Source organism: Vibrio jasicida CAIM 1864 = LMG 25398 (assembly GCF_000400365.1).
Taxonomy (GTDB): Bacteria; Pseudomonadota; Gammaproteobacteria; order Enterobacterales; family Vibrionaceae; genus Vibrio; species Vibrio jasicida.
This window is the reverse complement of record NZ_BAOG01000053.1, coordinates 151,438-177,322: the sequence shown is the minus strand read 5'-3', so window position 1 is coordinate 177,322 and position 25,885 is coordinate 151,438. Positions and strand designations below refer to the sequence as shown.

At 45.7% G+C, this 25,885-nt stretch carries 22 protein-coding genes; 6 read left to right on the top strand and 16 right to left on the bottom strand.

Annotated elements, in window-relative coordinates:
- Positions 1 to 27 precede the first annotated feature (27 nt).
- From galK to galE, 3 genes are all read right to left on the bottom strand, one after another.
- A complete protein-coding gene (gene galK, locus VJL_RS15010) occupies positions 28 to 1,188 on the bottom strand; it encodes a galactokinase (RefSeq protein ID WP_038879040.1) in 1,161 nt (386 codons plus the stop codon).
- A 228-nt stretch (positions 1,189 to 1,416) separates the two neighbouring features.
- A complete protein-coding gene (locus tag VJL_RS15005) occupies positions 1,417 to 2,469 on the bottom strand; it encodes a UDP-glucose--hexose-1-phosphate uridylyltransferase (RefSeq protein WP_038879038.1) in 1,053 nt (350 codons plus the stop codon).
- A 95-nt stretch (positions 2,470 to 2,564) separates the two neighbouring features.
- A complete protein-coding gene (galE, locus tag VJL_RS15000) occupies positions 2,565 to 3,584 on the bottom strand; it encodes a UDP-glucose 4-epimerase GalE (RefSeq protein WP_038879035.1) in 1,020 nt (339 codons plus the stop codon).
- Between the two features lie 456 nt (positions 3,585 to 4,040).
- Between galE and mrdA the strand changes: the two genes are divergently transcribed.
- The 5 genes from mrdA (at position 4,041) to VJL_RS14975 (ending at position 12,706) form a co-directional block, all read left to right on the top strand.
- Positions 4,041 to 5,939 (top strand): penicillin-binding protein 2, encoded by a 1,899-nt coding sequence (mrdA, locus tag VJL_RS14995; protein WP_038879032.1) that lies wholly within the window; start codon positions 4,041 to 4,043, stop codon positions 5,937 to 5,939.
- Between the two features lie 241 nt (positions 5,940 to 6,180).
- Positions 6,181 to 7,167, top strand: a complete 987-nt coding sequence (gene ebgR, locus VJL_RS14990) for a transcriptional regulator EbgR (protein ID WP_038879030.1) — start codon at positions 6,181 to 6,183, stop codon at positions 7,165 to 7,167.
- Between the two features lie 341 nt (positions 7,168 to 7,508).
- Complete coding sequence (gene ebgA, locus VJL_RS14985) at positions 7,509 to 10,607, top strand: beta-galactosidase subunit alpha (protein ID WP_038879027.1); 3,099 nt, start codon at positions 7,509 to 7,511, stop codon at positions 10,605 to 10,607.
- A gap of 3 nt (positions 10,608 to 10,610) precedes the next feature.
- Positions 10,611 to 11,060 (top strand): beta-galactosidase subunit beta, encoded by a 450-nt coding sequence (locus tag VJL_RS14980; RefSeq protein WP_009707487.1) that lies wholly within the window; start codon positions 10,611 to 10,613, stop codon positions 11,058 to 11,060.
- Positions 11,061 to 11,263: 203 nt separating this feature from the next.
- Positions 11,264 to 12,706, top strand: a complete 1,443-nt coding sequence (locus VJL_RS14975; protein ID WP_038879024.1) for an amino acid permease — start codon at positions 11,264 to 11,266, stop codon at positions 12,704 to 12,706.
- 52 nt (positions 12,707 to 12,758) lie between these two features.
- On the opposite strand, the gene VJL_RS14970 is transcribed toward VJL_RS14975, so the two are convergent.
- Positions 12,759 to 13,676, bottom strand: a complete 918-nt coding sequence (locus VJL_RS14970) for a LysR family transcriptional regulator (RefSeq protein ID WP_038879238.1) — start codon at positions 13,674 to 13,676, stop codon at positions 12,759 to 12,761.
- Between the two features lie 112 nt (positions 13,677 to 13,788).
- Between VJL_RS14970 and chrA the strand changes: the two genes are divergently transcribed.
- A complete protein-coding gene (chrA, locus tag VJL_RS14965) occupies positions 13,789 to 14,928 on the top strand; it encodes a chromate efflux transporter (protein WP_038879022.1) in 1,140 nt (379 codons plus the stop codon).
- A gap of 88 nt (positions 14,929 to 15,016) precedes the next feature.
- On the opposite strand, the gene VJL_RS14960 is transcribed toward chrA, so the two are convergent.
- Genes VJL_RS14960 through cpaB form a run of 12 tightly spaced genes read right to left on the bottom strand, consistent with a single transcriptional unit; the run spans position 15,017 to position 25,874 of the window.
- Positions 15,017 to 15,700 carry an OmpA family protein gene (locus VJL_RS14960; RefSeq protein ID WP_038879019.1) on the bottom strand — a complete coding sequence of 228 codons (684 nt, stop codon included), beginning with the start codon at positions 15,698 to 15,700 and terminating at the stop codon, positions 15,017 to 15,019.
- A 5-nt stretch (positions 15,701 to 15,705) separates the two neighbouring features.
- On the bottom strand, positions 15,706 to 17,214 hold the full coding sequence (locus tag VJL_RS14955; RefSeq protein WP_050568851.1) for a pilus assembly protein: 1,509 nt from the start codon (positions 17,212 to 17,214) through the stop codon (positions 15,706 to 15,708).
- A 2-nt stretch (positions 17,215 to 17,216) separates the two neighbouring features.
- The gene (gene tadF / locus VJL_RS14950) at positions 17,217 to 17,741 is read right to left on the bottom strand and encodes a tight adherence pilus pseudopilin TadF (protein ID WP_038865953.1); all 525 of its coding nucleotides are present in this window, start codon (positions 17,739 to 17,741) and stop codon (positions 17,217 to 17,219) included.
- Positions 17,741 to 18,226, bottom strand: coding sequence for a TadE family protein (locus tag VJL_RS14945; RefSeq protein WP_038879016.1), 486 nt, complete (start codon positions 18,224 to 18,226; stop codon positions 17,741 to 17,743). The genes tadF and VJL_RS14945 overlap by 1 nt, the downstream gene beginning before the upstream one ends.
- 14 nt (positions 18,227 to 18,240) lie before the next feature.
- Positions 18,241 to 18,939 carry a tetratricopeptide repeat protein gene (locus VJL_RS14940; RefSeq protein ID WP_038879013.1) on the bottom strand — a complete coding sequence of 233 codons (699 nt, stop codon included), beginning with the start codon at positions 18,937 to 18,939 and terminating at the stop codon, positions 18,241 to 18,243.
- A complete protein-coding gene (locus VJL_RS14935) occupies positions 18,939 to 19,799 on the bottom strand; it encodes a type II secretion system F family protein (RefSeq protein WP_038879011.1) in 861 nt (286 codons plus the stop codon). Before VJL_RS14935 ends, VJL_RS14940 begins: the two co-directional genes overlap by 1 nt.
- Complete coding sequence (locus VJL_RS14930; RefSeq protein WP_038879232.1) at positions 19,796 to 20,698, bottom strand: type II secretion system F family protein; 903 nt, start codon at positions 20,696 to 20,698, stop codon at positions 19,796 to 19,798. The genes VJL_RS14935 and VJL_RS14930 overlap by 4 nt, the downstream gene beginning before the upstream one ends.
- Positions 20,698 to 21,975, bottom strand: a complete 1,278-nt coding sequence (locus VJL_RS14925; protein WP_038879009.1) for a TadA family conjugal transfer-associated ATPase — start codon at positions 21,973 to 21,975, stop codon at positions 20,698 to 20,700. Before VJL_RS14925 ends, VJL_RS14930 begins: the two co-directional genes overlap by 1 nt.
- A complete protein-coding gene (locus VJL_RS14920) occupies positions 21,972 to 23,207 on the bottom strand; it encodes a CpaE/TadZ family protein (protein ID WP_038879007.1) in 1,236 nt (411 codons plus the stop codon). Before VJL_RS14920 ends, VJL_RS14925 begins: the two co-directional genes overlap by 4 nt.
- Positions 23,207 to 23,683 (bottom strand): hypothetical protein, encoded by a 477-nt coding sequence (locus VJL_RS14915; protein ID WP_038865944.1) that lies wholly within the window; start codon positions 23,681 to 23,683, stop codon positions 23,207 to 23,209. Before VJL_RS14915 ends, VJL_RS14920 begins: the two co-directional genes overlap by 1 nt.
- Positions 23,680 to 25,029, bottom strand: coding sequence for a type II and III secretion system protein family protein (locus VJL_RS14910; RefSeq protein ID WP_050568850.1), 1,350 nt, complete (start codon positions 25,027 to 25,029; stop codon positions 23,680 to 23,682). Before VJL_RS14910 ends, VJL_RS14915 begins: the two co-directional genes overlap by 4 nt.
- A complete protein-coding gene (gene cpaB, locus VJL_RS14905) occupies positions 25,029 to 25,874 on the bottom strand; it encodes a Flp pilus assembly protein CpaB (RefSeq protein ID WP_038865943.1) in 846 nt (281 codons plus the stop codon). The genes VJL_RS14910 and cpaB overlap by 1 nt, the downstream gene beginning before the upstream one ends.
- Positions 25,875 to 25,885: the final 11 nt, after the last annotated feature.

The following is a 25,885-nucleotide window of genomic DNA, read 5'->3' as shown; positions in this document are numbered from 1 at the left end:
CACTTTGAACTTAAAGCAATTTTTCACTTAAAGCACTGCGACTAAACCAGCACCGTTTTTCGCTTGGCACACGTAGATGGATTCTTTCAAACCCGTTGCTGCTTGGTATTTCGCTTCTACCGTTGCTTTCACCTCGTCAACCAATGCTGGCGGTACCATTGCAACGATACAACCACCAAAGCCACCGCCCGTCATACGCGCGCCGCCTTGCTCGCCAATCACTTCTTTCACCATCTCAACTAACGTATCGATTTCTTTGACTGTGATTTCGAAATCATCACGCATGGAAGCATGAGACTCAGCCATCAGTTCACCCATACGCTTCATGTCGTGTGCGCGAAGTGCTTGCGCCGCTTCTACTGTGCGATCGTTTTCTGTGATCACGTGACGAGCGCGTCTTGCGACCATTTCATCCAGCTCGGACACTTTCTCGTTAAACTGCTCAATCGTCACATCGCGCAGTGCTTTCACACCGAAGATACGCGCGGCTTCTTCACACTGCTCACGACGCGTGTTGTATTCGCTGTCGACCAAGCCACGTTTTTTGTTTGAGTTGATGATCACCACGGCCATGTCTTCAGGCATCGATACAGCTTCAGTTTCTAGACTACGACAGTCCAATAGCATAGCGTGGTTTGCACGACCTTCTGCCGAAATCATTTGGTCCATAATGCCACAGTTACAACCGACGAATTCGTTCTCTGCTTGCTGCCCATTTAGTGCGATTTCCGCTTGGCTGATTTCTAGATTGAACAACACTTTGAACGTTTGACCGATCACGACTTCCAACGCTGCAGACGAGCTTAAACCCGCACCTTGAGGGACGTTACCGCTAACAGAAATATCCGCACCAGAGAATTGGTAACCACGAGCAAGCAGACACTTCACCACACCGCGAATGTAGTTCGCCCACATTTTGTCTTGTTGGAAGGTGATTTCTTGCGTGATGTCGAACTCATCCACGGCGTTGCCGTAATCCACAGAAACCACGCGCACTAGGTTGTCTTCACGCTTCGCTGCCGCCACAACGGTTTGGTAGTTGATCGCACATGGCAGTACAAAACCGTCGTTGTAATCAGTGTGCTCACCAATCAGGTTTACACGACCAGGCGCTTGAATAATATGACTTGGGGCGTAACCCAGCACTTGTTCAAAAGAGGTTTTCACATTTTGGATTAGATCAGACATAGGGACGTTCTCTTAAATTATAAATTTGGTATTGGTGTAACCAGCGTTAAATCCTGATTTCCAGTTTCGTATTCACTCGGTCTAATCCTCCCCCTTAATAAGGGGGGTCTAGTCCTCCCCCTTATCAAGGGGGAGTTAGAGGGGGTTAGCCCTCCCCTCCCGAATAAAAGGGAATTTGACCGAGCTTTAGATAAAACCAGCGATAACTCCGGCTATTCATTAATTGGTTTATTGCTCTTTGTTATGCACATCGCTTAGGTCACGCAGACGCTGCGCCGCTTGTTCTGCCGTTAGGTCGCGTTGACTTTCTGCCAGCATTTCATAGCCAACCATGAACTTACGAACCGTTGCACTACGTAGCAGTGGCGGGTAGAACAACGCATGCAGTTGCCAATGGTCGATATCGGTGCCTTCTTCAAAGAACGGCGCGTAATGCCAGCCCATTGAGTAAGGGAAAGAGCATTGGAATAGGTTGTCATAACGGCTGGTTAACTTTTTGATAGCAACCGCAAGGTCATCGCGTTGCTCATCGGTTAGCTCACTCATTCGACGAATATGCGTTTTAGGAAGTAGCATGGTTTCGAATGGCCACGCCGCCCAGTAAGGAACAACAGCAATCCAATGTTCGGTCTCAACCACTGTGCGTGAACCATCTTTAAGCTCAGCTTGCACGTAATCCACCAGCAAGTTACTACCATGCTCTTGGTAGTACGCTTTTAAGTTGTGTTCTTTGCGTTCGATTTCGTTTGGCAAGAAACTGTTTGCCCAGATTTGACCGTGCGGGTGAGGCTGAGAACAACCCATGGTCTCGCCCTTGTTCTCGAATGCTTGAACCCAAACATAGTCTTTACCCAGCTCTTCGATTTGATCATTCCATGTGTCAATCACGCCACGAATTTTGTCGACCGGTAGCTCAGGCAAAGTTTTGCTGTGATCAGGCGAGAAACAAATCACTCGGCTCAAACCGCGCACACCTTGTGTTTTGAACAGTGGGTTATCTGACTCAGGAGCATCTGGAGAGTCCACCATCAGTGCTGCAAAGTCATTTTGGAACACATACGTGCCTTGGTAATCTGGGTTTACATCACCAGAAATACGCTCGTTTGTTGGGCAAAGGAAACACTTCTCGTCGTAGCTTGGTAGCTCATCAATCGCAGGTTTCTCATCAGCGCCACTCCATGGGCGTTTTGCACGATGCGGTGACACCAAAATCCACTGACCCGTTAGTGGGTTGTAACGACGGTGTGGGTGATCCACTGGGTTAAATTCAACATTCGACATCTTACTTACTCAACTTTTAGAATTTCTTTCATCTGCATTCCCCAATGAAATTGGAGTTGCAGCTAGGCGGTCAATCAACAACGCTGCAGCATCAATTACGCAGGGGAATAGCCTTGCGGGTTATTTGACTGCCAGTTCCACGTATCTGCCGTCATTTCCGCAACACTGCGCGTCGCTTTCCAACCAAGGTCTCGCTCCGCTTTATCTGTACTTGCCCAGCATTCTGCGATGTCACCCGGGCGACGAGGACAAAGCTCGTAAGGCACTGGATGGCCGCAAGCCGTTGCGAATGCTTCTACCATTTCAAGCACACTAGAGCCTTTGCCCGTACCTAGGTTGTAAATGTGCAAACCGGCTTTTTCACCTACCGATTTAAGCGCTGCGATATGGCCATCAGCCAAGTCCATCACGTGGATATAATCACGCACGCCTGTGCCATCCGGCGTTAGGTAGTCATTGCCAAATACCGACAGTTTCTCGCGGCGGCCTACTGCCACTTGCGCGATAAACGGCATCAAGTTGTTTGGGATGCCCTGAGGGTCTTCACCCATAGTGCCCGATGGATGCGCACCAACTGGGTTGAAGTAGCGCAGCAACGTCACGCTCCAATCATTTTCTGCGTTGAACAAATCGCTCAAGCACTCTTCCACCATGTATTTGCTGCGACCGTATGGGTTAGTGGTAGCCCCCGTTGGAGAGTCTTCCGTAATCGGTACAATGTCAGGATCGCCGTAAACCGTTGCCGATGAGCTAAATACAATGCTTTTCACGCCCGCTTTACGCATGCTGCGCGCCAACACCAATGAGCTATTCACATTGTTGTCGTAGTATTCCAATGGTTTCGCGACAGATTCGCCCACCGCTTTAAGGCCAGCAAAGTGAATCACAGCTTGAATGTCATGCTTGGCAAATACTGAGTCCAAAAAGGCTTCATCGCGAATGTCGCCTTGGTAGAAAGCCGGTTGCTTACCGGTTAGCGCTTCAATGCGGCTTAACACTTCCACTTTGGCATTACACAAGTTGTCGACAATGATTGGCTCCATACCTGCTTCAATCATCTGGACACATGTGTGACTGCCGATGTACCCCATACCGCCTGTGACAAGAACTTTCACTTTTGCTTCTCCACTTTTGCTGCTCGATGCTTGGAAATTGGTTGAGCCTGCTCACCAAGCAAATTCGCTCATCTCTTAACTGGCTAAAAGTCTACCAATCAAAACCGATCCAGATCCGTGATCAAACTCAAAATAGTGTAAACGTTTCCACAAAATTACATCACGATTCAAAATCAATAAAAATAAAGAAAGCTGGGTTATAGAAGAAAAGTGGGAAAGATTTATGATACTTACATGTACAAACGTTTACACAGTGTAAGAAAAACACGGTAATTCACGCAAACAAGAAAGATGATTTTCCGCAATCGATACCTGACATTGCTCTTACAAAGCAAGAGATAAAGCCCGCTACAGTAGCCTCGCCCCAAATGTAACCTTTTGTAACAAGACTCAAATCTGCGTCTTTTTCCTTTTATCGGGGCATGCTGAGAACAAAAACAAATCTGAAGGGCCCTCATGCTACGCAAGCGAAATGAATTTCGAGATCATAATCAAGAAGTAAGGTTATTTAAAAACCGTGCCGTCGTTGCCTTTCTCGGCATGGTTATTTTGCTGGGAGGATTAGTCGCGAACCTCTACAACTTGCAAGTTAATCATTTCAAAGATTACCAAACTCGCTCTAATGACAATCGCATTAAGATTCTTCCTATCGCGCCCACTCGCGGTCTTATCTATGACCGCAATGGCGTATTGATTGCTGAAAACCGCCCAGTTTACAACCTCGATATGATCCCTGAGCAAGCAGGCGACCCCGATGCTTTGCTTGAAAAACTCGCTCATTACATCGACATCACACCAGAACAAATTGAGTCATTCAAAAAACGCTACAAGCACACTCGCCGTTTTCGTTCTGTCACCATTTTGAACGAACTCAACGACAAACAAGTTGCTCGTTTTTCGGTGCATCAACATGAATTTGATGGTGTATTTGTAACTGCAGATCTTAAACGTTACTACCCTTACGGGAAGGAATTAACACACGTTCTAGGCTATGTTTCTCACATTAATGACCGCGATCTACGACGCTTAGACAAAGAAGGCAAAGCACAAAACTACCAAGCGACTCAGAACATCGGAAAACTGGGCGTAGAGCGTTACTACGAAGACATTTTGCATGGCACCAAAGGCTATGAAGAAGTAGAAGTAAACAGTCGCGGGCGCGTGATTCGTACCATTAAGTACGTACCGCCAATTGCAGGGAAAGACATCGTTTTAAACCTCGATATCGAACTACAAGAGTATGTTTATCAGCAACTGGATAATCGTCAGGGCAGCGCTGTTGTACTCGATCCAAGAGATAATAGCGTCCTTGCGATGGCATCTAGCCCAAGTTATGACCCAAACCCATTTGTGAACGGCATTTCCAGCAAAGCCTACAGCGCATTGTTGAACGATCCAGCCCACCCGCTCGTAAACCGAACCACGCTAGGTGTCTATCCACCCGCTTCAACCGTCAAACCCTTTATGGCAGTCGCTGGGCTTGAAGAACATGTGATCACGCCAAGTACGGTGCGTAACGATCACGGTTCTTGGCGTATTCCAGGTTCAAAACCGAATTCAAAAGCTTGGCGAGATTGGAAACGTTGGGGTCACGGCAACGTGGATGTTACCAAGGCAATCGAGGAATCGGTTGACTCGTTCTTCTACCAAACCGCATTTGATTTGGGTATTGACCGCATCTCTAAATGGATGAACAAATTCGGCTTCGGCTTACCGACAGGCATTGATATCTATGAAGAGAGCAGTGCTAACATGCCGACACGAGAATGGAAAATTGCCCGTCACCGTACGCCTTGGTATCAAGGGGATACTGTGCCGATTGGTATTGGGCAAGGTTACTGGACAGCCACTCCGATGCAAATCGCCAAAGCCACTTCATTCCTTATCAATCATGGCGAGATGAAAGCACCACATCTGCTAAGAGCGGTGATTGAGCACGGTGAAGATTTTGAAAACCAAGTTGAAGTCGCACCGAAAGATCTACCACCAATTGAAGGTGTGCCAGATAAATACTGGGACATTCCAATCAATGCGATGCGCTTGGTAAACAATGGCGCACATGGCTCTGGTCGTCGCGCATTTAAAGGCGCGGAATACAGCAGTGGTGGCAAATCCGGTACAGCCCAGGTATTTGGCCTGCGCAAAGACGAGGTCTATAACTCGAAAAAGCTCGCGAACCACCTACTTGACCACGCGTTGTTCACTGCGTTTGCTCCGTATGACCATCCAAAATACGTGGCGACAGTGGTGATTGAGCACGGAAACGGTGGTTCAAAAGTCGGGGCACCGTTCATTCGCCATGTATTTGACCACTTGCTTGTCGAACCAGATAAAACCAAAGGTAAAAAGTCTTAGGTTTAACCTTATCGCCTTGCTACTCATGTTAAGCAGCAATAGTGAACAACAAAGCCCGACCGGAGAGTCCTAGCCGCTCGGGCTTTTGTTTGCTTAAAAAACCTCTTTTCCATGTAGTCACTTTATTTCACCCACTCGCACAGTTTTACTAAAAATTTGTGCATCCATAAGTAGCTGTTTACAATGGTGGGATTATTGCTTATCTCACTGGGACAGTGAGCTTTGCCAACGGGAAGTGAACATGGCAACACTAAAAGATATCGCTACAGAAGCGGGCGTCTCACTTGCAACCGTCTCACGCGTGTTGAATGACGATCCGACTCTGAGCGTAAAAGAAGAAACCAAACACCGCATCTTAGAGATTGCTGAAAAGCTGGAATACCGCACCAGCAGTTCAAAAAAAGCCACCAAAGAGGCGAAACAAAAACACCACTTTTTAGCTTTGTATAACTACAAGCAAGAAGCAGAGGTGAATGATCCTTACTATTTATCCATTCGCCACGGGATTGAAACCCAATGTGATAGATTGGGCATTACGCTAACCAATTGCTACAACAGCGAAATTGACGTCGAAACACAAAAGATCACCGGCATCCTTTTGGTTGGTAAAACCGATAAAGCGATCATCAATAAACTACCTAAGCGCCTCGCAGACAGCATTTGTTATATCGACTTCTCAGACAGCGAAAGCATGTACGACAGCGTTGATATCGATCTTGCTCGCATCAGTAAGCAAGTCGTCGACTTCTTCGTCGAACAAGGTTACCAGCGCATTGGTTTCATTGGTGGACAAGACGAACCAAACACCGCGGACATTCGCGAAAACGCGTTTGTGGAATACGGCAACCTAAAAGGTGTCGTGTCAGAGAATGACATTTACCGCGGCGATTTTTCTAGCCTCTCGGGTTACGACTTAGCCAAAGTGATGTTGGCCAAAGGCGACTTTCCGACAGCACTCTTTATCGCATCAGACTCGATTGCGATTGGGGTTTTACGTGCTATCCATGAGTTCGGTTTGAACATTCCACAAGACATTGCTCTGATCAGTGTGAATGACATTCCAACCGCGCGCTTTACCTTCCCACCGCTCTCTACCGTGCGAATTCACTCAGAGATGATGGGCATACAAGGGGTAAACTTATTGGTAGAAAAATACCGCGATGGTCGTGCGCTGCCATTGCAAGTCCACGTACCAAGCAAACTCAAGCTGCGCGGCACGACTAAGTAGTTATCCCTCTTTATTCTTATTTTATAAGGCACTGAATCCTCAGTGCTTTTTTATTTCTCTTATCTAAATTCCCGTCATTTTTTACTCATTTTACCCAGAAAATAAGCTTGGGATGCTATTCCTTTATGCTGATCACATCTTGCTCACCGATCGCTATTTAAAACGTGATCAAGTTAAAGTTAAACGTTTTCACTAATTTATTTTAGTAAAACTTTTACTAATATCTTTCCCAGATAACTCATAAGCCTTTTCACAATACATCGGCTGCATTTCTTTTGGGCAGATTCGACGCTGACGATACCGCGTCGACATGACCAAGCTAAGCCGAGGGGAGAACAAACGTGAACAACTGGGAAAACTTCCTCCATCTACATGAGAACCGTATGGCACCACGTGCTTACTTCTTCTCATACGATTCAGTTAAAAACGCACAAACGTTCCAACGCGAGCTGAGCAGCCGCTTTAAGCTGCTGAGTGGTCAATGGACATTCAACTACTTCACTAACCCGCTTTTGGTTCCTGAAGCGTTTTACTCTCAAAAAATGGAAGATTGGGGACACATTACCGTTCCAAACATGTGGCAAATGGAAGGCCACGGTGACCTTCAATACACTGACGAAGGTTTCCCATTCCCTATCGACGTACCGTTTGTCCCAACCGACAACCCAACTGGCGCATACCAACGTACTTTCACGCTTGGCCAGCAATGGGACAACAAACAAACCATCATCAAATTTGATGGTGTTGAAACTTACTTCGAAGTTTACGTAAACGGTCATTACGTTGGCTTTAGCAAAGGCAGTCGCTTAACCGCTGAATTCGACATTTCTTCTTACGTTCAACCAGGCGAAAACTTATTGTCTGTGCGCGTCATGCAATGGGCAGATTCGACTTACATTGAAGACCAAGACATGTGGTGGACGGCGGGAATCTTCCGTGATGTTTATCTTGTAGGAAAAGCGCACGTTCACGTTCAAGATCTGACTGTTCGTACTGATTTCGCCGACGATTACCAAAGTGCCACTTTAAGCTGCCAAGTTGAGCTAGAAACCCTGTCTACTGCGGTTGCGTCCGGTTACACGCTGGAATACACGCTCCAAGACAAAGGAACTGTGATTGCTAGTGGCCAATGTGATGCACTGACTATCCAAGACAACAGCCAAACAAGCTTTGCCATTGATGTAATGAACCCAATCCATTGGACAGCGGAAAATCCATACCTATACCAACTGTTCATTACGCTAAAAGACGCACAAGGCAATGTGATTGAGGTGATCCCGCAGCGCGTTGGCTTCCGCGATATCAAAGTGCGTGATGGTCTGTTCTACATCAACAACCAATACGTAATGCTGCACGGTGTGAACCGCCACGATAACGACCACCTAAAAGGTCGTGCAGTCGGCATGGAGCGCATCGAGAAAGATCTGATCTTGATGAAGCAACACAACATCAACTCAGTTCGCACCGCGCACTACCCTAACGACCCACGCTTCTACGAACTGTGTGACATTTACGGCTTGTTCGTAATGGCAGAAACCGACGTAGAAACCCACGGCTTCGCGAACGTTGGCGATCTCAGCCGCATCACCAACGATGCAGCTTGGGAAAGTGTGTTTGTAGACCGTGCAGAACGCCACGTTCATGCCCAAAAGAACCACCCTTCTATCATCATGTGGTCACTGGGGAACGAGTCCGGTTACGGCTGCAACATCCGCGCGATGTACGACGCAACCAAAGCGATTGATGACACCCGCTTGGTGCATTACGAAGAAGACCGCGATGCAGAAGTTGTCGACGTGATTTCTACCATGTACTCACGTGCGCAGCTCATGAATCACTTTGGTGAACACCCACACGAGAAACCACGCATCATTTGTGAATACGCACACGCGATGGGTAACGGCCCTGGCGGTCTAACAGAATACCAAAACGTGTTCTATGCGCACGACCACATTCAAGGTCACTATGTATGGGAATGGTGTGATCACGGCGTATTAGCACGTCATGAAAACGGCCAAGAGTTTTACAAATACGGCGGCGACTACGGCGACTACCCGAATAACTACAACTTCTGTATGGATGGTTTGATTTACCCAGATCAAACACCTGGACCGGGCTTGAAAGAGTACAAACAAGTCATCGCTCCAGTGAAAATTCAAGCAGTAGAAGGCACGACAAACACCTTCACCGTAGAGAACAAATTGTGGTTTACCAACCTTGATGATTACACCATCACAGCGGATATCCGAGCGGAAGGTGAAACGCTGCGCAGCGTGCAGTTTAAGGTCGAAGAACTTGCAGCAAACAGCGCTCGTGAAATCACAATTAACCTGCCAGAACTGGACGAACGTGAGGCCTTTATTAACTTCACCGTGCGTAAAGACAGCCGCACTTTGTACAGCGAAGCGAACCACGACATCGCGGTGTACCAATTCCAACTGAAAGAGAACACAACAAGCGAAGCCGAATTTGTTAGCCATAACACACAAGCGTTAGCCACCTCAGAAAGCCGCTTGGAACATGTGATTGAAGGCCACAACTTCACTCTGACCTTCTCTAAAGTCAACGGCAAACTGACCTCTTGGCGCGTCAATGGTGAAGAGCTGATTCAATCTGAGCCTAGACTGAACTTCTTCAAGCCAATGATTGATAACCACAAACAAGAATACGAAGGTTTGTGGCACCCAGCGCACTTACAAATCATGCAGGAGCACTTCCGCACGCTACAAGTCGAAGCAACGGATGAATCGGTTTCGATCACGACCACCAGCATCATTGCGCCACCGGTGTTCGATTTTGGCATGCGCTGTACCTACCGCTACCAAATCAACGCACAAGGTCACTTGAATGTGGAACTGAGCGGTGAACGCTACGGCGATTACCCGCACGTTATCCCTGTAATTGGCTTGGATTTGGGCATCAATGGCAACTTTGACCAAGTGAGTTACTACGGTCGTGGCCCTGAAGAAAACTACCAAGACAGCCGCCAAGCAAACTTGATTGATGTTTACCACAGCACGGTAGCCGACATGTTTGAGAACTACCCATTCCCACAAAACAACGGCAACCGCCAACACGTTCGTTGGGCATCACTGACGAATCGCCACGGCACGGGGGTGTTGGTGAAACCACAGCAAGAAATCAACTTCAGTGCTTGGTTCTACACCAACCAAAACCTGCACGAAGCGCAACACACCATTGAGCTAGAAAAGAGCGGCTACATCACGCTCAACCTTGACCATCAAGTGATGGGACTGGGCTCAAACTCATGGGGCAGCGAAGTGCTTGATTCATACCGCGTTTACATGGGCGAGTTCCGCTATGGCCTAACACTGATGCCACTTCAAGCAGGCGATTGCAGTGCACAAGCCATGGCAAACCATGATTTCGACAATGCGTTCTTCACTCAACCTAATACTCAAACAGCAAACGAGGCGTAATCCATGATCGTGTTAGACAACTTAGAACAATTCAAAGTCGTGTACCGCGACGGTCGTAAATGGAACCGCTGCGTGGAAGCGATTGAGAACATCGCCAACATCAAAGACGGCGTGATGTATTCGATTGGTGACTCTCTGGTTTACATGATTGAAGACGGCACAAAACAAACCGACCTGTTTGAAGGTAACCGCCGCTACTTCGATGTGCATTACTACCTAGAAGGTCGCGAAACAGTGGAGTTCGCCGACAAATCCGATTTACGCCTAGAGCAAGCATATCGAGATGAAACTGACCGCGAATTTCTCTCCGGTCAAGGTGAGACTCGTGAGCTTTGTGAAGGCCAAGTTGCAATTTTTGATAACGATAAAGCGTACCGCTTCCACGGTGACAACCGAGTAAGAAAAGTGGTGCTCAAAGTGACCATCGAAGATGGCTATTTCCTAAATAAATAACGGCTTACAGGCAAGGCCAGACAACGCGTCTGGCCTAACAACAAAATAATTAAATAAACCCAAAGTAATTCAGATCACAGATCAGTTGTAGACCTCAGCAATCCAACGCGATTACGAATAGTATTCGCCCAAGGATGATAAAACGGTCAATAGCACTATCACTGAGTTACGAAGGGAATTGACGTGATTCATCGGAGGACTCTATGTCTGAATCTATGCGCGGCACCATTGGCAAATTCGCCTTGCTGTCGATGACATTTGCGGCGGTATTTAACGTCCGTAACATCGTGAACAACAACATTGAGCTTGGCCTTAGCTCTGCCCCTATCTTCCTTTTCGCGACGATCGTTTACTTCATTCCATTTGTATTCATCATTGCTGAGTTCGTTTCGGCGAACAAAAACTCTGAGTCAGGTATGTACGACTGGCTTAAACAACCGCTTGGCTCTAAAGCCGCTTACCTAGGTTCGTTCCTCTACTGGTTCGTGAACCTATTTTGGTTTGTGTCTCTGCTACCAAACGTGATTGCTTACGCGTCTTATGCGATGCTTGGTTACGAATACACCTTCTCACCAATGGTCACGTCGGTAATTTCGATCGTTCTGTTCGCAGCGGCGACCCAAATTTCAACCAAAGGCGCATCTTGGTTAGGTAAAATTTCTGAGCTGGTTGCTTACGGTGTGTTTGCCCTATTCGGCATTTACGTTCTCGGCGCGCTAATGGCGCTGGGCGGCGACACTTACACGCCAGCAGAGCCAATCACACTAGAAGCAATGAGCCCAACCATTAACTGGGCAACGTTAGGTATTATGTGTTGGATCTTCCAAGCAGCAGGCGGTGCAGAAACCGCAGCGGCGTACCTAAAAGATGTAAAAGGCGGCCAAAAAGCCTTCATCAAAGTGATCATCATGGCGGGCGTCTTGATTGGTGCGATGTACGCTATTGGCTCACTTTTGGTGAACGTGTTCGTTCCGCGAGAAGACCTAACATACGCAGGCGGCATGGTAGAAATCTTTACCGGTATGGCTCAATACTTCGATATTTCAACAGTATTGGTTGGCCGCTTCGTTGGCATCATTTTGTTCATCGCGATGTTTGGCTCAATGATGATGTGGACTGCGGCACCAGTAAAAATTCACTTCTCTGAAATTCCAAAAGGTGTATACGGCGAGAAAACCACAGAGCTAAACGAGCATGGTGTACCAGTACGTGCAGCATGGTGGCAATTCGCGTTCGTTGTGGTGATGCTGATCGTCAACGGCTTTGGTTCAGAATCCGTGCAAGACATGATGAACCAAGCGATCAACCTAACCGCAGGTACGGCGATGCTACCGCCAATCTTCATCATGGTGGCGTACTTTGTGTTCCGTCTAAAACACGATGATACACCGCGCGACTTCCGTATGGGTTCACGCAAAGTGGGCATGAGTGTGGTGTCTGTACTAATTGCAATCTTTGTGGTGAGTATGACCGCGTCGGCATTTCCAACAGGCGTTGACTTGGTACGTGCGTTCTTCATCAACGTGTTTATGACTGCCGTCTTCTCTGCTCTGGCTTGGTGGTGGATCTCTCGCTTTGAAAAGAAGCAAGCTATCAAACAACAAGCAACGCAAGAAAAGGCGCAAGAGCCAGTAACGCAAGTATAACCGACCTATAGCTCGGTTACTTAAAGGGCACCCTCGTGGTGCCCTTATAAGATCAATTACCTGTGATCAATTCTGCCACTAGCTGACGCAGCCAAATCCCTTTATCCTCGTTATTACGACTGGTATGCCACAACATGGCGATATCAAAATCCGCCACCGCAATCGGCGGCTGGACGCTCACCAAGTCGTCCGAGAACCCTTCCGCTTGCGCCATTTTCTCCGGCACAATCGCAACCAACTCACGCTGTTTAAGCAAGTTTCGAATTGTCAGAAAGTTACGTGAAGCGACGGTGACTTTTCGGCTCAAGCCATGCTCCGCAAGCTTTTTGTCTACTTGTGTACTCAAGCTGCCATCAGGACTCACTAGGGCTTGCTCGATATTGGTAAAAGCATGAATCGACAGTTGTGTTTCACCTTTCAAAACTCGCTTATCACACAGACACACGTGCTTTTCTGTGTAGAGGTACTGGCTCTCAAAGTTATCGTCGAGCACAGGCATACTGCCGATGATGACATCTAATTTATCGTGTTCCGTTATCGCCACGTAATTGCTGCGGTTGACGTTGATAAAACTTATTTGGGCTTCTGGCGCACGCTTACGGATTTCATCATAAAGCAGTGGGGCGAAGATGAATTCGGCGTAGTCGGTTAAACCAATGCGGCACACGCCGGCGTAGTTTTCTGGTCGAAAAGCGGACTTCGTCAGTAAGTCTTTGGCAATCGAGTCCAATAAATGATGCACCGTCGGCGCAATATGATGTGCGTGTTCGGTTGGGTCCATCTTATGACCTTTACGCTCAAACAATGGGTCATCAAACAACACGCGCAAACGCGACAAGCTGTGGCTCATGGCAGACTGACTGACAAAGCTTTTCTCGGCCGCCAAGCTCACACTGCGATAGCGATATAGGTAAGAAAAGGTCACCAATAGATTTAAGTCGATATTGCGCCACTGAACATCATCTTTCACAGAACACCTCATCCTATTTCATTCATAGATGAAATTAAAACTATTAATTTGAATCATCTTAGTACATTTCTTACAGTAGATGCCGTTTTATTGGAGATTTAACAGGCTCAACATGTTTACCATTTTTAAAACCTTTTTTTGGCTTGGTTGGATCAGTTTCGGTGGCCCTGCGGCGCACATCGGTTACTTCCGCCAAACGTTCGTTGAAAAGCTCAAATGGATTGATGACAGCGAATACGCACAGATCGTGGCTTTGAGCCAATTCTTACCGGGCCCTGGTTCTAGCCAAGTTGGCTTTGCTCTGGGTTACAAACGCGGAGGCCTAGGCGGCGCATGCATGGCGTTTCTTGGCTTCACGTTGCCTTCCGTGATCATCATGTTGGCGCTTGCGATGGTAAGCAGCCAGATCACTGATACCGCATTGTTCCAAAACATCGTTCACGGCTTGAAGTTGCTGGCGGTCGTTGTGGTGGCAGATGCGACTTGGGGAATGTACAAAAACTTCTGTCAAAGCAAACTAACTGCCGGCTTGTGTGTGGCAACCGCCATTGCGTTATTGGTTGCACCGAGCATCGCAACTCAAATGCTGGTGCTTGTAGTAGCGGGCTTGATTGGCACTCAATATCTAAAGAAAGAATCCACAGCACCTACAGAACCTTTTAAACCAACCATTGCACCATTGGCGCTGTTCGCAGTACTTCTAGTTGGTTTGCCGTTTGTGGCTCACACCCTTCCGATGATCGGATTGTTTAGCGATTTCTTCCAAGCGGGTAGCTTAGTGTTCGGTGGTGGTCACGTGGTACTTCCGCTACTGCAAAACATCGTTGGCGATCAACTCAGCCAAGACGCATTCCTAACGGGCTACGCCGCAGCGCAAGCAGTACCGGGGCCAATGTTTACCTTCGCGACTTACATTGGTTACGAGCTGTCTGATGCACCTATCCTAGGCGCGCTAGTCGCAACATTAGGTGTGTTCTTACCGGGCTTCTTATTGCTGCTTGGCGTGCTAAAGAACTGGCAAGCGCTGGCTGGTAAACCGGCAGTGTCAGGTGCAATCAACGGCGTAAACGCATCGGTCGTTGGTTTGCTATTGGCAGCACTTTACCAACCAGTATTCAGCAGCGCTGTCGTTGCTCCAATCGACATCGCTCTTGTGATAGCTGGTTTCTACTTACATAAGAAACTTAACTTGTCGGTGCTTTGGATGATTGTGTTCTTTGTCACAGCAGGCATCGTAACAGGCATGATGTAAGCGCATCGCTAAGACAAAGACAAGAGTGCAACGCCCGCTTCCAATTGGAGGCGGGCGTTTTTAATTCCATCGAGTCAGTAGTTAACACCTATTCCTTTGCTGGTGGTTTTTCCTGTTCATCCGCTGGAATGTAAACGTCTGCTCTACGGTTTTTAGAACGACCCGAAGAGGTATTGTTGGTTGCTATCGGTTCAGATTCACCAAAGGATTTAAGCGTAGTTTTCTGTTCGCTCACCCCGTAATAATGCAGCTCACGAGCGGTGCTTTTGGCTCGATTATGACCCAAGGTTTGGTTATACGCTTTGGTGCCAATCCAATCGGTGTGCCCTTCTACTGTTACTTGATAGTTCGTTTGAGCAAGTTGACGAGCCACATCGCTCAATACATTTCTGGCCAACGGGGTAAGGTTAAACTTGTCAAAGGCGAAGTGCACTCGCGCAATCAATTTACCTTTATCGCTGACCTCTCCGCTAAACTGAGCAATACCTAAATTGGAGATATAAGTCAGGCAATCATTAGGATTGGTAAGTAACGATGAGTTCTTCATCAGCGCCCACTTCAGTGCAGGGTCATTACTCACATCCGTTACTTGCAAATAACCATCACGATGCGATGCCACACCCGTCACGTCGCCAACCTGAATCGAGTGCGAGTATTCATAATATGACGTCCCGCAGTATTCGGTCACTTTTGAACTGACTTCACTGGCATTCGCACTAACGGTCGTGAAACCGGCCACCAGCATCCCTGTAATTAGCATTGTTTTGGTCATATCTCTCACCCATATAGTCTCGATACACCATTACCACGAGATCCTTTCTGAATTAGTTCTTCGATTTTCTTAATGAAGTCTTCCGTCTCTGTTACATCGATGATGTCTTCATCCGGATTCAACACACAATCTTGGAAACCGCTTTGCGAAGATGCACTGAAGTTCACGCCAATGACGCCAATGTACAAATTGCCGTTCTCAGTTTGGAAGTGTTTACGCGCCTTATCACACATACCTTGATTGACTAATCCCGGAAGGATTTGTGTATAAGGAAACTCCATACCATCACTGATTACTATCAGCATTTTAAGACGGTCATTGTATTGCTCTGTTTCTTCTTCGTTACTGCCATTTGGACGTCCATCTTCCATGATTTGCAAGCCACGCAGCATGCCTTGATAGGCAGCAGTATTCCCACCCGAGCTCATGGTTTGTACCTTGTCGAGGTTTGTTTTGTTGGCAGTCAGTGGAATGGTATAAAAGCCCGAATGGCCAGTCCGCGTCATACTGGAGTTATAAAGCTTGTTATTGTTCGACCTAAAGTGAAAGGTCAAATTGTTATTCGCGACTTTATCGTCAAACATGTGTCTAACCGATTTTGAGTAACCGACATAGTCAGGAATCTCCAGGCGATTATTATTGATATTCACCACATCTGCGACTCGCTTCGCTTGGTCTCGCTCCCAACTTTTTTTGTTTGGGCAGTCGGTGCGTTTGTTGGCACATTCCTCCACAGCTTCTTCAGAGTAAGGAGACCAATAGTCCCAATTTACCTGCTCATACTTCACTGAAGAGACACTTTTGCGGTAGTTACCTTTGTACCTTAACTGACTGGTAGAGTAGAGGTTGTCATTGATCTTCTCTTGCACTCGCAGGTTAAATGGAATGATGGCAATACGATTCAGTACCTCACTCTCACCTTCTCGCGGAACTAAGATACGATTTGAAATTTGCTTAACCGCATCTTTGAGGAGATCAATTTTAATTTCGCCATCCCAGCTGTTGTTCATCGACCCTGAAAAGTCAGTCACCAAAACCAGATCAATGATTTTGTCTCCTAAATAAAAAGGATATTTCGCTGCAACGGCTTGTCCAGCGAGTTTCTCTTGAGCCTCAAAAGATGGAATTAAGTTACTGGCAAACCAAGAGTTGTGAGTGGTAACCGCTTGCACGGAATACTGAATTTTTTCTGTATTATCGTTGTCTTCTGTTGGCTCTTCGTACGTCCTCACCGTTTGGATATCAACATGGGAAATATCACGCACATAGTCATTGATGTACATCGTCGCCAATGCATCCGCTTGGTTCGATTTGTCGTCTATCGTAATAGCCAATGCAGCAGTTTGCGCTGCGTCTCTCAGTCGACTTGTCTCTTGGATATAACGCGTCCCCTCTACAGCAAAAAATGTCATACCAAAAACAGGCACTAAACTCAGTGCGAACCAAATTGCCGCAATCCCTTTTTGATTGCGACCTGAATGAATTGGAGCTCGTTGTTTAATAGTGAAATTCATCGTTACCTCCCCACCACAACAGAACTGGATGTGATTGTCATCGTGGATGCGCCTGAATTCCCCCAAAGCTGGGTAAACCAAGAGTTTTCTTGCTGACAAAGCGTTACTTGATACAAAGAGAAAATCACGCCATTCTCAACGGGTGCTAACTCTGACTTCGTATCTAAACCCGCAGCCTCACAGCCGAGATTTTTGTACTCGTTACTTTCAAAAGCATTTAACGTCGCCTTATTGTGCAATGCTTCAATTTTGATAGCGACGCTGCCTGGTGTCGTATCAAGTAGACGTGACGCAAGTGTCTGCATGTCCGTTTCATCACTTGCGTTTAAAGGTAATCTTTCGTCGTAATAACGACTTCGCTCTTTAAGGATATTAGCTAGCGCAAAACTCCCACGATCAAGTTGAGCACGAGCTAATAACTTGTCACTGATGTCCGTCATGAAATAAAAGATGCTAATGAGAGCAATCAAAACAAAAAACAGCTCAATAGCAAAAACACCTTTTTGTCGGGATCGTATTTTCATCATCACTCCTCCCAACCTTCATGTTCTAGGTTAATCAGTGTGCTTTTAGTAATCGGGATAACATCGTTGGAAAATACGTTCAAAATTGGCGTGTAGTTATAGGTCAACGTAATTTCAGCGATTGCATACCCTTGATCGTCTTCTCCCATCTCGGCATCAGAATAACTGGTACCTGAAATTAGATCGGCGTATGTCAAATAGTACCGACCAGACACTTCAAAGTTTTCAGCAGGAACGAGTGACGTCCATAATGCCCCTCCGTCCTTCATCGCCGAATCCAATGTTAGGTTGTAGTTATCGTAGGAGTTTCCGCCTTCAAACACCTTTGTATTTCTGACTGACTCCCTCAACGCATACTCAACTAAGTTGGTTACGTAAATTCTAAATCCCATTTCAAACAGCATTGCTAATACTAGGACAAGCACCCCAGCTCCTAATGCAAATTCAACTACGGTTACGCCCTTTACCTTTCTTCGAGAATACTTCATACCGCCCACCCTTATTACCGGTGTAACTGCCTCGAGATTTGCGCTACTTGAGAATCGGTAAATGCTCCTTCAAGCAGATCTCTCGCCTGATAGACATCCCCTACTTTGAACAGTGCGATAGCCAAATTCGCTCGCACTTTCTGGTTACTTGGGTTCTCTTGATAAACAGGAACCAATAGCGATATCACGTCGTCATACTGTCGTTGTGCAAGATAAACTACGGCTAAATTGTTTTTTACCGCCACGTCGTTATAGCCTTTTAGACGAGCTTGATTGAACGCATTTTTTGCTTGAGAGAATTGGTCGGTATTGCAATAGGAGATGCCCGATAATACATAGATTTCTCCGCTGTCGTTGCCCATTTCGATCGCGCTTTTATAACGTTTCAGAGCCAAAGAATCTTCACCATCTTGGCTATGAATCTGACCTCTTAATTGCAGGAGCTCGCTATTCTTCACTCCTTGATTAAGCAAATGGTCAGCATAAAACTTAGCCGACTCAATATCGCCCTTATCAAAATACACTTTTGCCAGTTCCTGCATGATCTGGACGTCTTCAGGTCGCTTTTCTAGATGTCCTTTATAGTGATTAATTAGGCCTGTATGGTTATCAACACGCTCCATGTTTTGCACCACACTTTCTTCACTATCGATTGTGGAACTGCAACCAAAGAGAAAAAAAAGTGAGACACTGACAAAAGTTAATCTTTTCATTATTTCTCTCCAGTAAAGCCCGTAAAATCCACTTGTAAAAAACCAGGAGCGAGAATAAAAATGACGATTGGAAACATGATCAATAGGATCAAAGGCACGCTCATTTTGGCTGACAATTTACCCATTTTCTCTTCAATTTCGAGTAACTGAATCCGGCGCATATCTTCAGCTAAATCACTTAATACGTTAGCAACCGAAGCTCCATAGTGAAGGTTTTGAATAATCGTTAAGACAAAGCTGTTAATTTCTGGTGCAGGCAAGCGAACGGAAAGATCATGCAATGCTTTTTCTATCCCATGTACTTTGCCAGCTTCTGATGTTTTATTGATTTGATAGCACAAATCTTTGTCGAAAATTTTTAGCTCTTGTGCTAAATACGCAAAAGATGCTTCAATAGTCATACCGGTCTGCACACAAACTGACATAATATCAAGGACATAAGGTAGATTTCTCGAAACCTTTTTCACTAAATAACGTTTACGTATTTCAAGAAGTAAGTCAGGGATAATAATAGCCCCGACACCTAAAACAATGATCATCAAAGCTTTATTGATCAAAGTAGTCTCAATAAGTAGTACCAAAGTAACACTGCATAAAAATAAAATAGCTTTAAATGGAAAGTAATATCTAGCTAGCCCTTTATTGTAATACCCAGCATTCAGCAATTTTTGCTCGAGATCTTTTTTACTACCTTCACCAAACTTGACAATAAAAGATTCAACTTTTCTCTCTGTATCTTTCTTCCTTCCATACTTCAAATATTTACTCAATATAATTTCTTTCTTACGAGTAAAATAATAATCATAAACTAAAAATGATAATGACAGGATAATCAGTAAAACACTCAGTGATAAGATCATCGTCTTACTCCTTTAACAAGAAGCCAAACAACGAATAAGCCTAACACTTCACTACCTACAACATAGTAAAGTACCATTCGCCCTTGAGGGTCATTTAGAATAAAGTCGATGTGGCTCGGGTCAATTTGATTGACCATGAATGCAAATGCGATCGGTATTGCAGCGACTACTTTAGCGGAGATGCGTGCCTCAGAGGTCATCGCCATTTTTTTCGACTCTAACGTTCTGGCATCAACCAAAATGCGAATTAGCCTTGCCAATACATTTTTTAGTTGTCCACCACGGTTAATATTGGCGCGTATCGTAATGGTAAAGAAGATGTATTCAGGATAAGGGAATGCTTTACAAGAGCGAAGTAACACCTTTTCTGCATTTTCCCCCAGTTTAAGTCGATCCCCCATTTCTTTAAATTCTCTCCCGACTTCTCCTTCCATGTTTTCGCCAACAAAAGAAAAAGCGTGCATTAAACTCTCACCAGCGGTTACGGCACTCATCAAAATGTTCAATGCGTCCGGAAATTTCTTCTCGAAATCCAAACGACGTTTGTTTTGCAACCAGTAATAGCCCCAAACTACTGAAAATGTGAAAACACCAATAGAAAGTAGCATTGACTTAATATCTAGCACTTCATAAATGGTGTAATAGCTTAAATAAGCAGAAAGAACGACAAACACAAAAATAATGAAGTTTGCTCTTGGTCCTAAGACCTTTATTGCAGGAGATAAATTATTTTTGAATCTCTGCCAACGCTTTTGTTCCATCAATGCGTTCAAATTAATCGCCGCAATAATATCTTCGTCGACTTCAGTCTCTGGAAAGTAATTCCCTATTTTGCTTCTTCGGTGACTCGTTAAAAGCAAAACGGCAATACCAAATAAGATAAAAGCAATCCATAACATCATGATCTTGCTCCTTGGAAGGCTTGCATTAGCTCTTCATATAAGCCGTAAAAATGTGCTTTCTTAACAAGCTCGGAGCGCTGCATAAGGCCCTCGGTCATAAAGCGTCCTCTTACCGCTTCACCATACCCCACTTCGTCGTATTGAAAGCGGAAGATTTCCTCCATCACCACGCTATCGCCTTCGAGCCCTACGATTTCAGAGATGCTGGTTATTTTCCTTGAACCATCACGCAGTCGGTTCACTTGAACCACCAGCTCAATAGCACTCACAATCGCGCGTCGAATAGCATCGAGAGGCTGATTTAAGTTCGCCATCATTACCATGGATTCCACGCGTGATATTGCATCTCGTGGCGAGTTAGCATGTAGTGTCGACATGGAGCCTTCGTGACCCGTATTCATTGCTTGGAGCATCTCAAATGCTTCTGAGCCGCGACACTCACCGAGGATGATTCGATCAGGGCGCATGCGAAGCGCATTAATAACCAAATCACGCTGAGTCACTAAGCCCGTGTGTTCCACACTCTCCGCTCTCGTTTCTAGGCGAACTAGGTTGGGTTGCTCTAGACGAAGCTCTGCCGCATCCTCAATTGTCACAATACGCTCGTCTTCACTGATGTATTGTGAAAGCGAATTTAATAAGGTGGTTTTACCTGAACCCGTACCACCCGAGATCAGAATGTTCATTCGGCAACGGGAAGCAATTGATAACAATCTCGCCATGTCCATCGACAGTGAACCAAAATCAACAAGCTCTTCTAGCCCGATATTTTGTTCGCGGAATTTACGTATCGAAATTGAGGTACCATCTAAGGCAATGGGTGGGATAACGATGTTGACACGACTACCGTCCTCAAGACGCGCATCTACGGTAGGAGAAAGCTCATCCACACGACGTCCGATCCGCGCAGCAATTTGTTTTGCTATCGTCAGGACTTGCTCTTCATCGATGAAGGTAATGTCCGACTTTTCTAATTTGCCATGCTTCTCAAAAAAGACGTTATTGGGGCCATTTACCATGATGTCGGTTATCGCTCGGTCATCAACCAGCGATTGAATAGGCCCAAGACCAAAGAGTTCATCCAGCATGCTTTTGACCAAACTTGACTTCATCATGGTCGTGACTGGACGATCAAAGTTCGTCGCTAAAACATCGACAGCGTTTCGGATTTGCCCTTCAATTTCCAAACGAGAAAGGCTTTGTATTGCTTCAACATCTAAAGCCTCAAAAATCTGTGACCGAAAAGCCGTGTAGATCTCTTTATTTGAACTCATCTTACCCCCAATTTAGCGAGCCAACCGCTAGCATGTTGAGTGGATTGTCCATTGATCAAACGAGTAAGATCATCGATAGCATGATTGATATTTCGATCGTGTTTGTGCGCGCGCTTGCCCTCAATAAGAAGGTGAGCCAGTGAGCGACAATACCCCATATCAAGATTGACTTCAGAACCAAGATATTTCTGGAGATCATTTTGTTCGATAACAAACGTGTTCTCTGGTCGGTGGTGATTTGCAAGTGTAATAATCCGGATCCGCTTGCTCATTGAAAGCTGCTTATTCTCAAGCTGTTCAAGTAACGCTTTGGCATTGCGGACGGAAGAAACCGAAGGCTCAAAAACCACCACGACCACGTCGTAATTTTCAATCAACATATTGGGGTCAACACGAAAGTCGACGCTTCCCGAGAAGTCTTCGATCATAAAGTTGGTGTTTCGACTCAATAATTCGCAAAGTGTCTGGCTATAACTGAAAATGTCTGACTGAGATCGGTCACTATTAAGTGAAAGTAAACGTAAGTTTTTACGCACTTTGGTCAGATGACTTAATGCCCCTTCCGTATCTAACTCATGGATAGGGACAGAGTATTCGTCGATGGAGCGAGATTTGAAGTCATCTAGCGCAAGGAGCACATCAATATTGCTGTCATTGTATTGATGGTCGACCAACACATTATCGATATTATTGGCGGCTAACTTCGAGCTAATTTCAGTGGCAATAAACGACGTCCCTATCCCACCTTTGCTTCCGACAACTGCAACACGCTTTGCTTTTCGCTGTTTACTTACCCCTGTGTAAGTCTGCAAATTACGATGTACATTCATGACGAAATCAGCAAACTCGTGCTTGTTGATTGGCCAATAAAGATAATAGAACCCTAACTCTTTGAGCTGACGTAAGACGCAGATGGAGTCTTCTGTACCGATGACAATAATACCTTTGTGGGTCGGCATTTGGTTGGTTAACGCTTGAGCATCCGTGACAATGTCAGATGACTCCGTGAGTTCAAGAATGACAATATTCCCACTTTGCTCAGAGTAAAAACCTTTAGGAACCGAACTCTGTTTTACGCACGTTGGTGCACTCCACCCCTCAAACTCGAACATTTCTTGAACCAGAGACATACACTCTAAGCTCTGGTAAAGCAGTACACACCCTGTTGGCCCATGTGCACTTTCTATGATTTGCGGTTTGCTCTCTTTGAGAGATTTTCCTAAGTCAAACATCACAATCCCTCCACGATACGTTCCTTGTGTGAGACTTGCTTCATCCTAGCTACTTCAGAAAAGCAATTCCGACTGACATTCACCTCTTCTATCTCAGAAGGTGCGCACTGGTGCGTCACTAATGCGTGGTAAGTAATCGTCAGTTGGATGTCATTCGACAGCGAACTGTTTTGGCGCACAACAAACTCATCCGCTCTCAAACGCAACGCCGTCTTGTCTTTAAGTGATTTATAAACCACTTTTTTACCCTTATTGCTTCGATATTCAACAAGGTAACTCGCCCCTGAATCTATCTCGTCAACCGTGTCAAAAATCATGTTCAACTTTTCTTCCGTTTGTTGAGTAGATTTCACCGTAAACTGATAGATATGGGTTTCAGGGTAAATAAGCGCTTCCGCTCCTGGTCCATTGAAATAACGCTCAGCACACCCAGAAAGTAATAACGCGCTTAACACTGCCACAAATAAAGTTTTCATTGAATAAACCCTCCTTGAGACAGCAATTGAATGGTTGGGTCATTGCCTTTGTTGCCTTCTTCACTATCCGAAATTTTCAACCAACGGCGAAGTGTCGACGTTTTGCTCATGTAGGGCATTTGGATGTCTTTCTTCTTCATTGGTTTGACAAGATTAACGGTCGCAACAATGATCAGCTCCGTGCGTCGTCTATCTGTAGAGGCTTTGCGAAACGCAGCCCCGAGAACAGGAATATCGCCAAGCAGTGGAATTTTTTGCAGCTCTTCTAAATCGGCGCTACTCATCAACCCACCAAGTACAAAACTATCGCCATCACCGAGTTCAATCGTGGTCATCGCTCTTCGAGTTGCAAATTGGGGTACTTCCAGCCCAGCAGAGCGAATGTATCTTTCTACTTCGCTAACTTCAGGCATAAGGCGCATTCGAATTTTGCCCTCATGAAGGACTTTCGCGGTAAGGTCGAGTTTGATACCAAACTCTCGGAAGGTAATGTTGATATTATTATTGGTGGTAACAATCACGGGCACTTCGCCACCAACGAGAAAGCTCGCAGACTCTCCTGAGATAACGGTAAGGTTTGGCTCGGCGAGGACTTGGGCAACGTTTTCATTACCAAGTGCAGTGATCAAAGTGGTGAGATCGGCAGCATCAAATTGTTGGAATAAAAACTCACCGACATCCGCCCCAACAGAAGACCAATCCACACCTACAGTTTGAGCGAACGTTTCTGTCACTTGAGCGACCGATATTTTCACATTGACCTGTTGATCCGTCGCGACCTCAATAAGTTCTAATATGCCTTCCCACGTCATATTGCGAGCAAAGATCATGCTTTGAGGTTCTTCAACATCGTAAGCATCACTTTCAAACTCCAAGACTTGGGTCTCTTCCCACTTCTCCGTTTTGTCTCTTCCGAGCAAAGTAGCGACCATTCGATAAATATCATCACGTTGCTGTTCCGATTCAACAACCCCACTCACTGCGACCTGATTACCCACCGATTCCACTTTGATGTTGAGTTCAGGGTAGTGAAGCTTGATTTGACGTCGGACCAACGACAGATCAATATCGACAATAATTCGGTCAGAGAGCAGCACTTTCTTCGATTTACCGTAAATGATGAATCTGGCTTGCCCGACATCCTTGGCAAAAACAACGACGGTATTTTCATTTACAACGTTGTAGTCGACAATTTCAGGGTCACTGACAAATACGGTCGAGATCGGTTCTTTCACCTCAATATGTTGACCATCACTCACCGTGATATAACGATCGCCAGAGAAAGCGGAAAAACTTAATAAAAACACCAAAAACCAAGCGTATGAGAATATCCTTTTTGTTTTCATCACAGCTCCTCTCCTTGGGCAGATTGACGAGAAGATCCTCTTAACTCGGTCACGCCACTATAATTGCCGATCACATCACGAACTTCTGCGAAAACAGGCTCTTTGTAGCGATGGCTTCGGTATACCTCTAGATGCATCGTTTTCTGCGCGATAGATAACTTGGCGATCTCACTGGGCTCGACTTCAACAACGATGACTATTTGATGATCATCTTCACTTGAGACATTTGATTTAACTCGGGAGTCCACTGGCTCTTTGGTATTACCGACACTGAGCACTTTGACGTTTCTCAAAATCAATTGTGCGTTCACGCCACTAAAATCAATTGCGTCGGTATCTTCATCGGATAAGTTTTCTTTTGGGGAGCCCACAGAAAGTACATCAACATTAGTACCTGGACGGATATAACCTTTGACCAAGTTACGAGTACTCACCAGTAAAGAATACGGCTCTTTCCCTTCGGTAATGAGAAGGTCGATATAGCGAGGGTCGTTTTCTTTAACTTGATATTCAGAGAAGACGATTTTTCCAGCTTCAATGTTTTTTGAAAGGAGAGTAGACGGTGAGAAATCCAGCTTTATATCGGAGTTAATCCCCTCTTCTAAAGCGATATTAAGCAACATCTGCTCTTTTTGAACATCATCGATTTCAATAGGTGTTCCGCGCTCTAGATTGCTCTTCGCACGCCAGACCTGAACATAATGAGCCTGTGGCTCATCTGAATTGCTTGGTTGGGATACGGTTGGGTTTTGCTGTTGAGGCTGGGCAGTCATATGGTTGTAAAGTCCGATGCCTCCAACCAGTAATGCTAACAGTGCAAAAACCATCCCTATACGAGATCGCATACGCCCCTCCC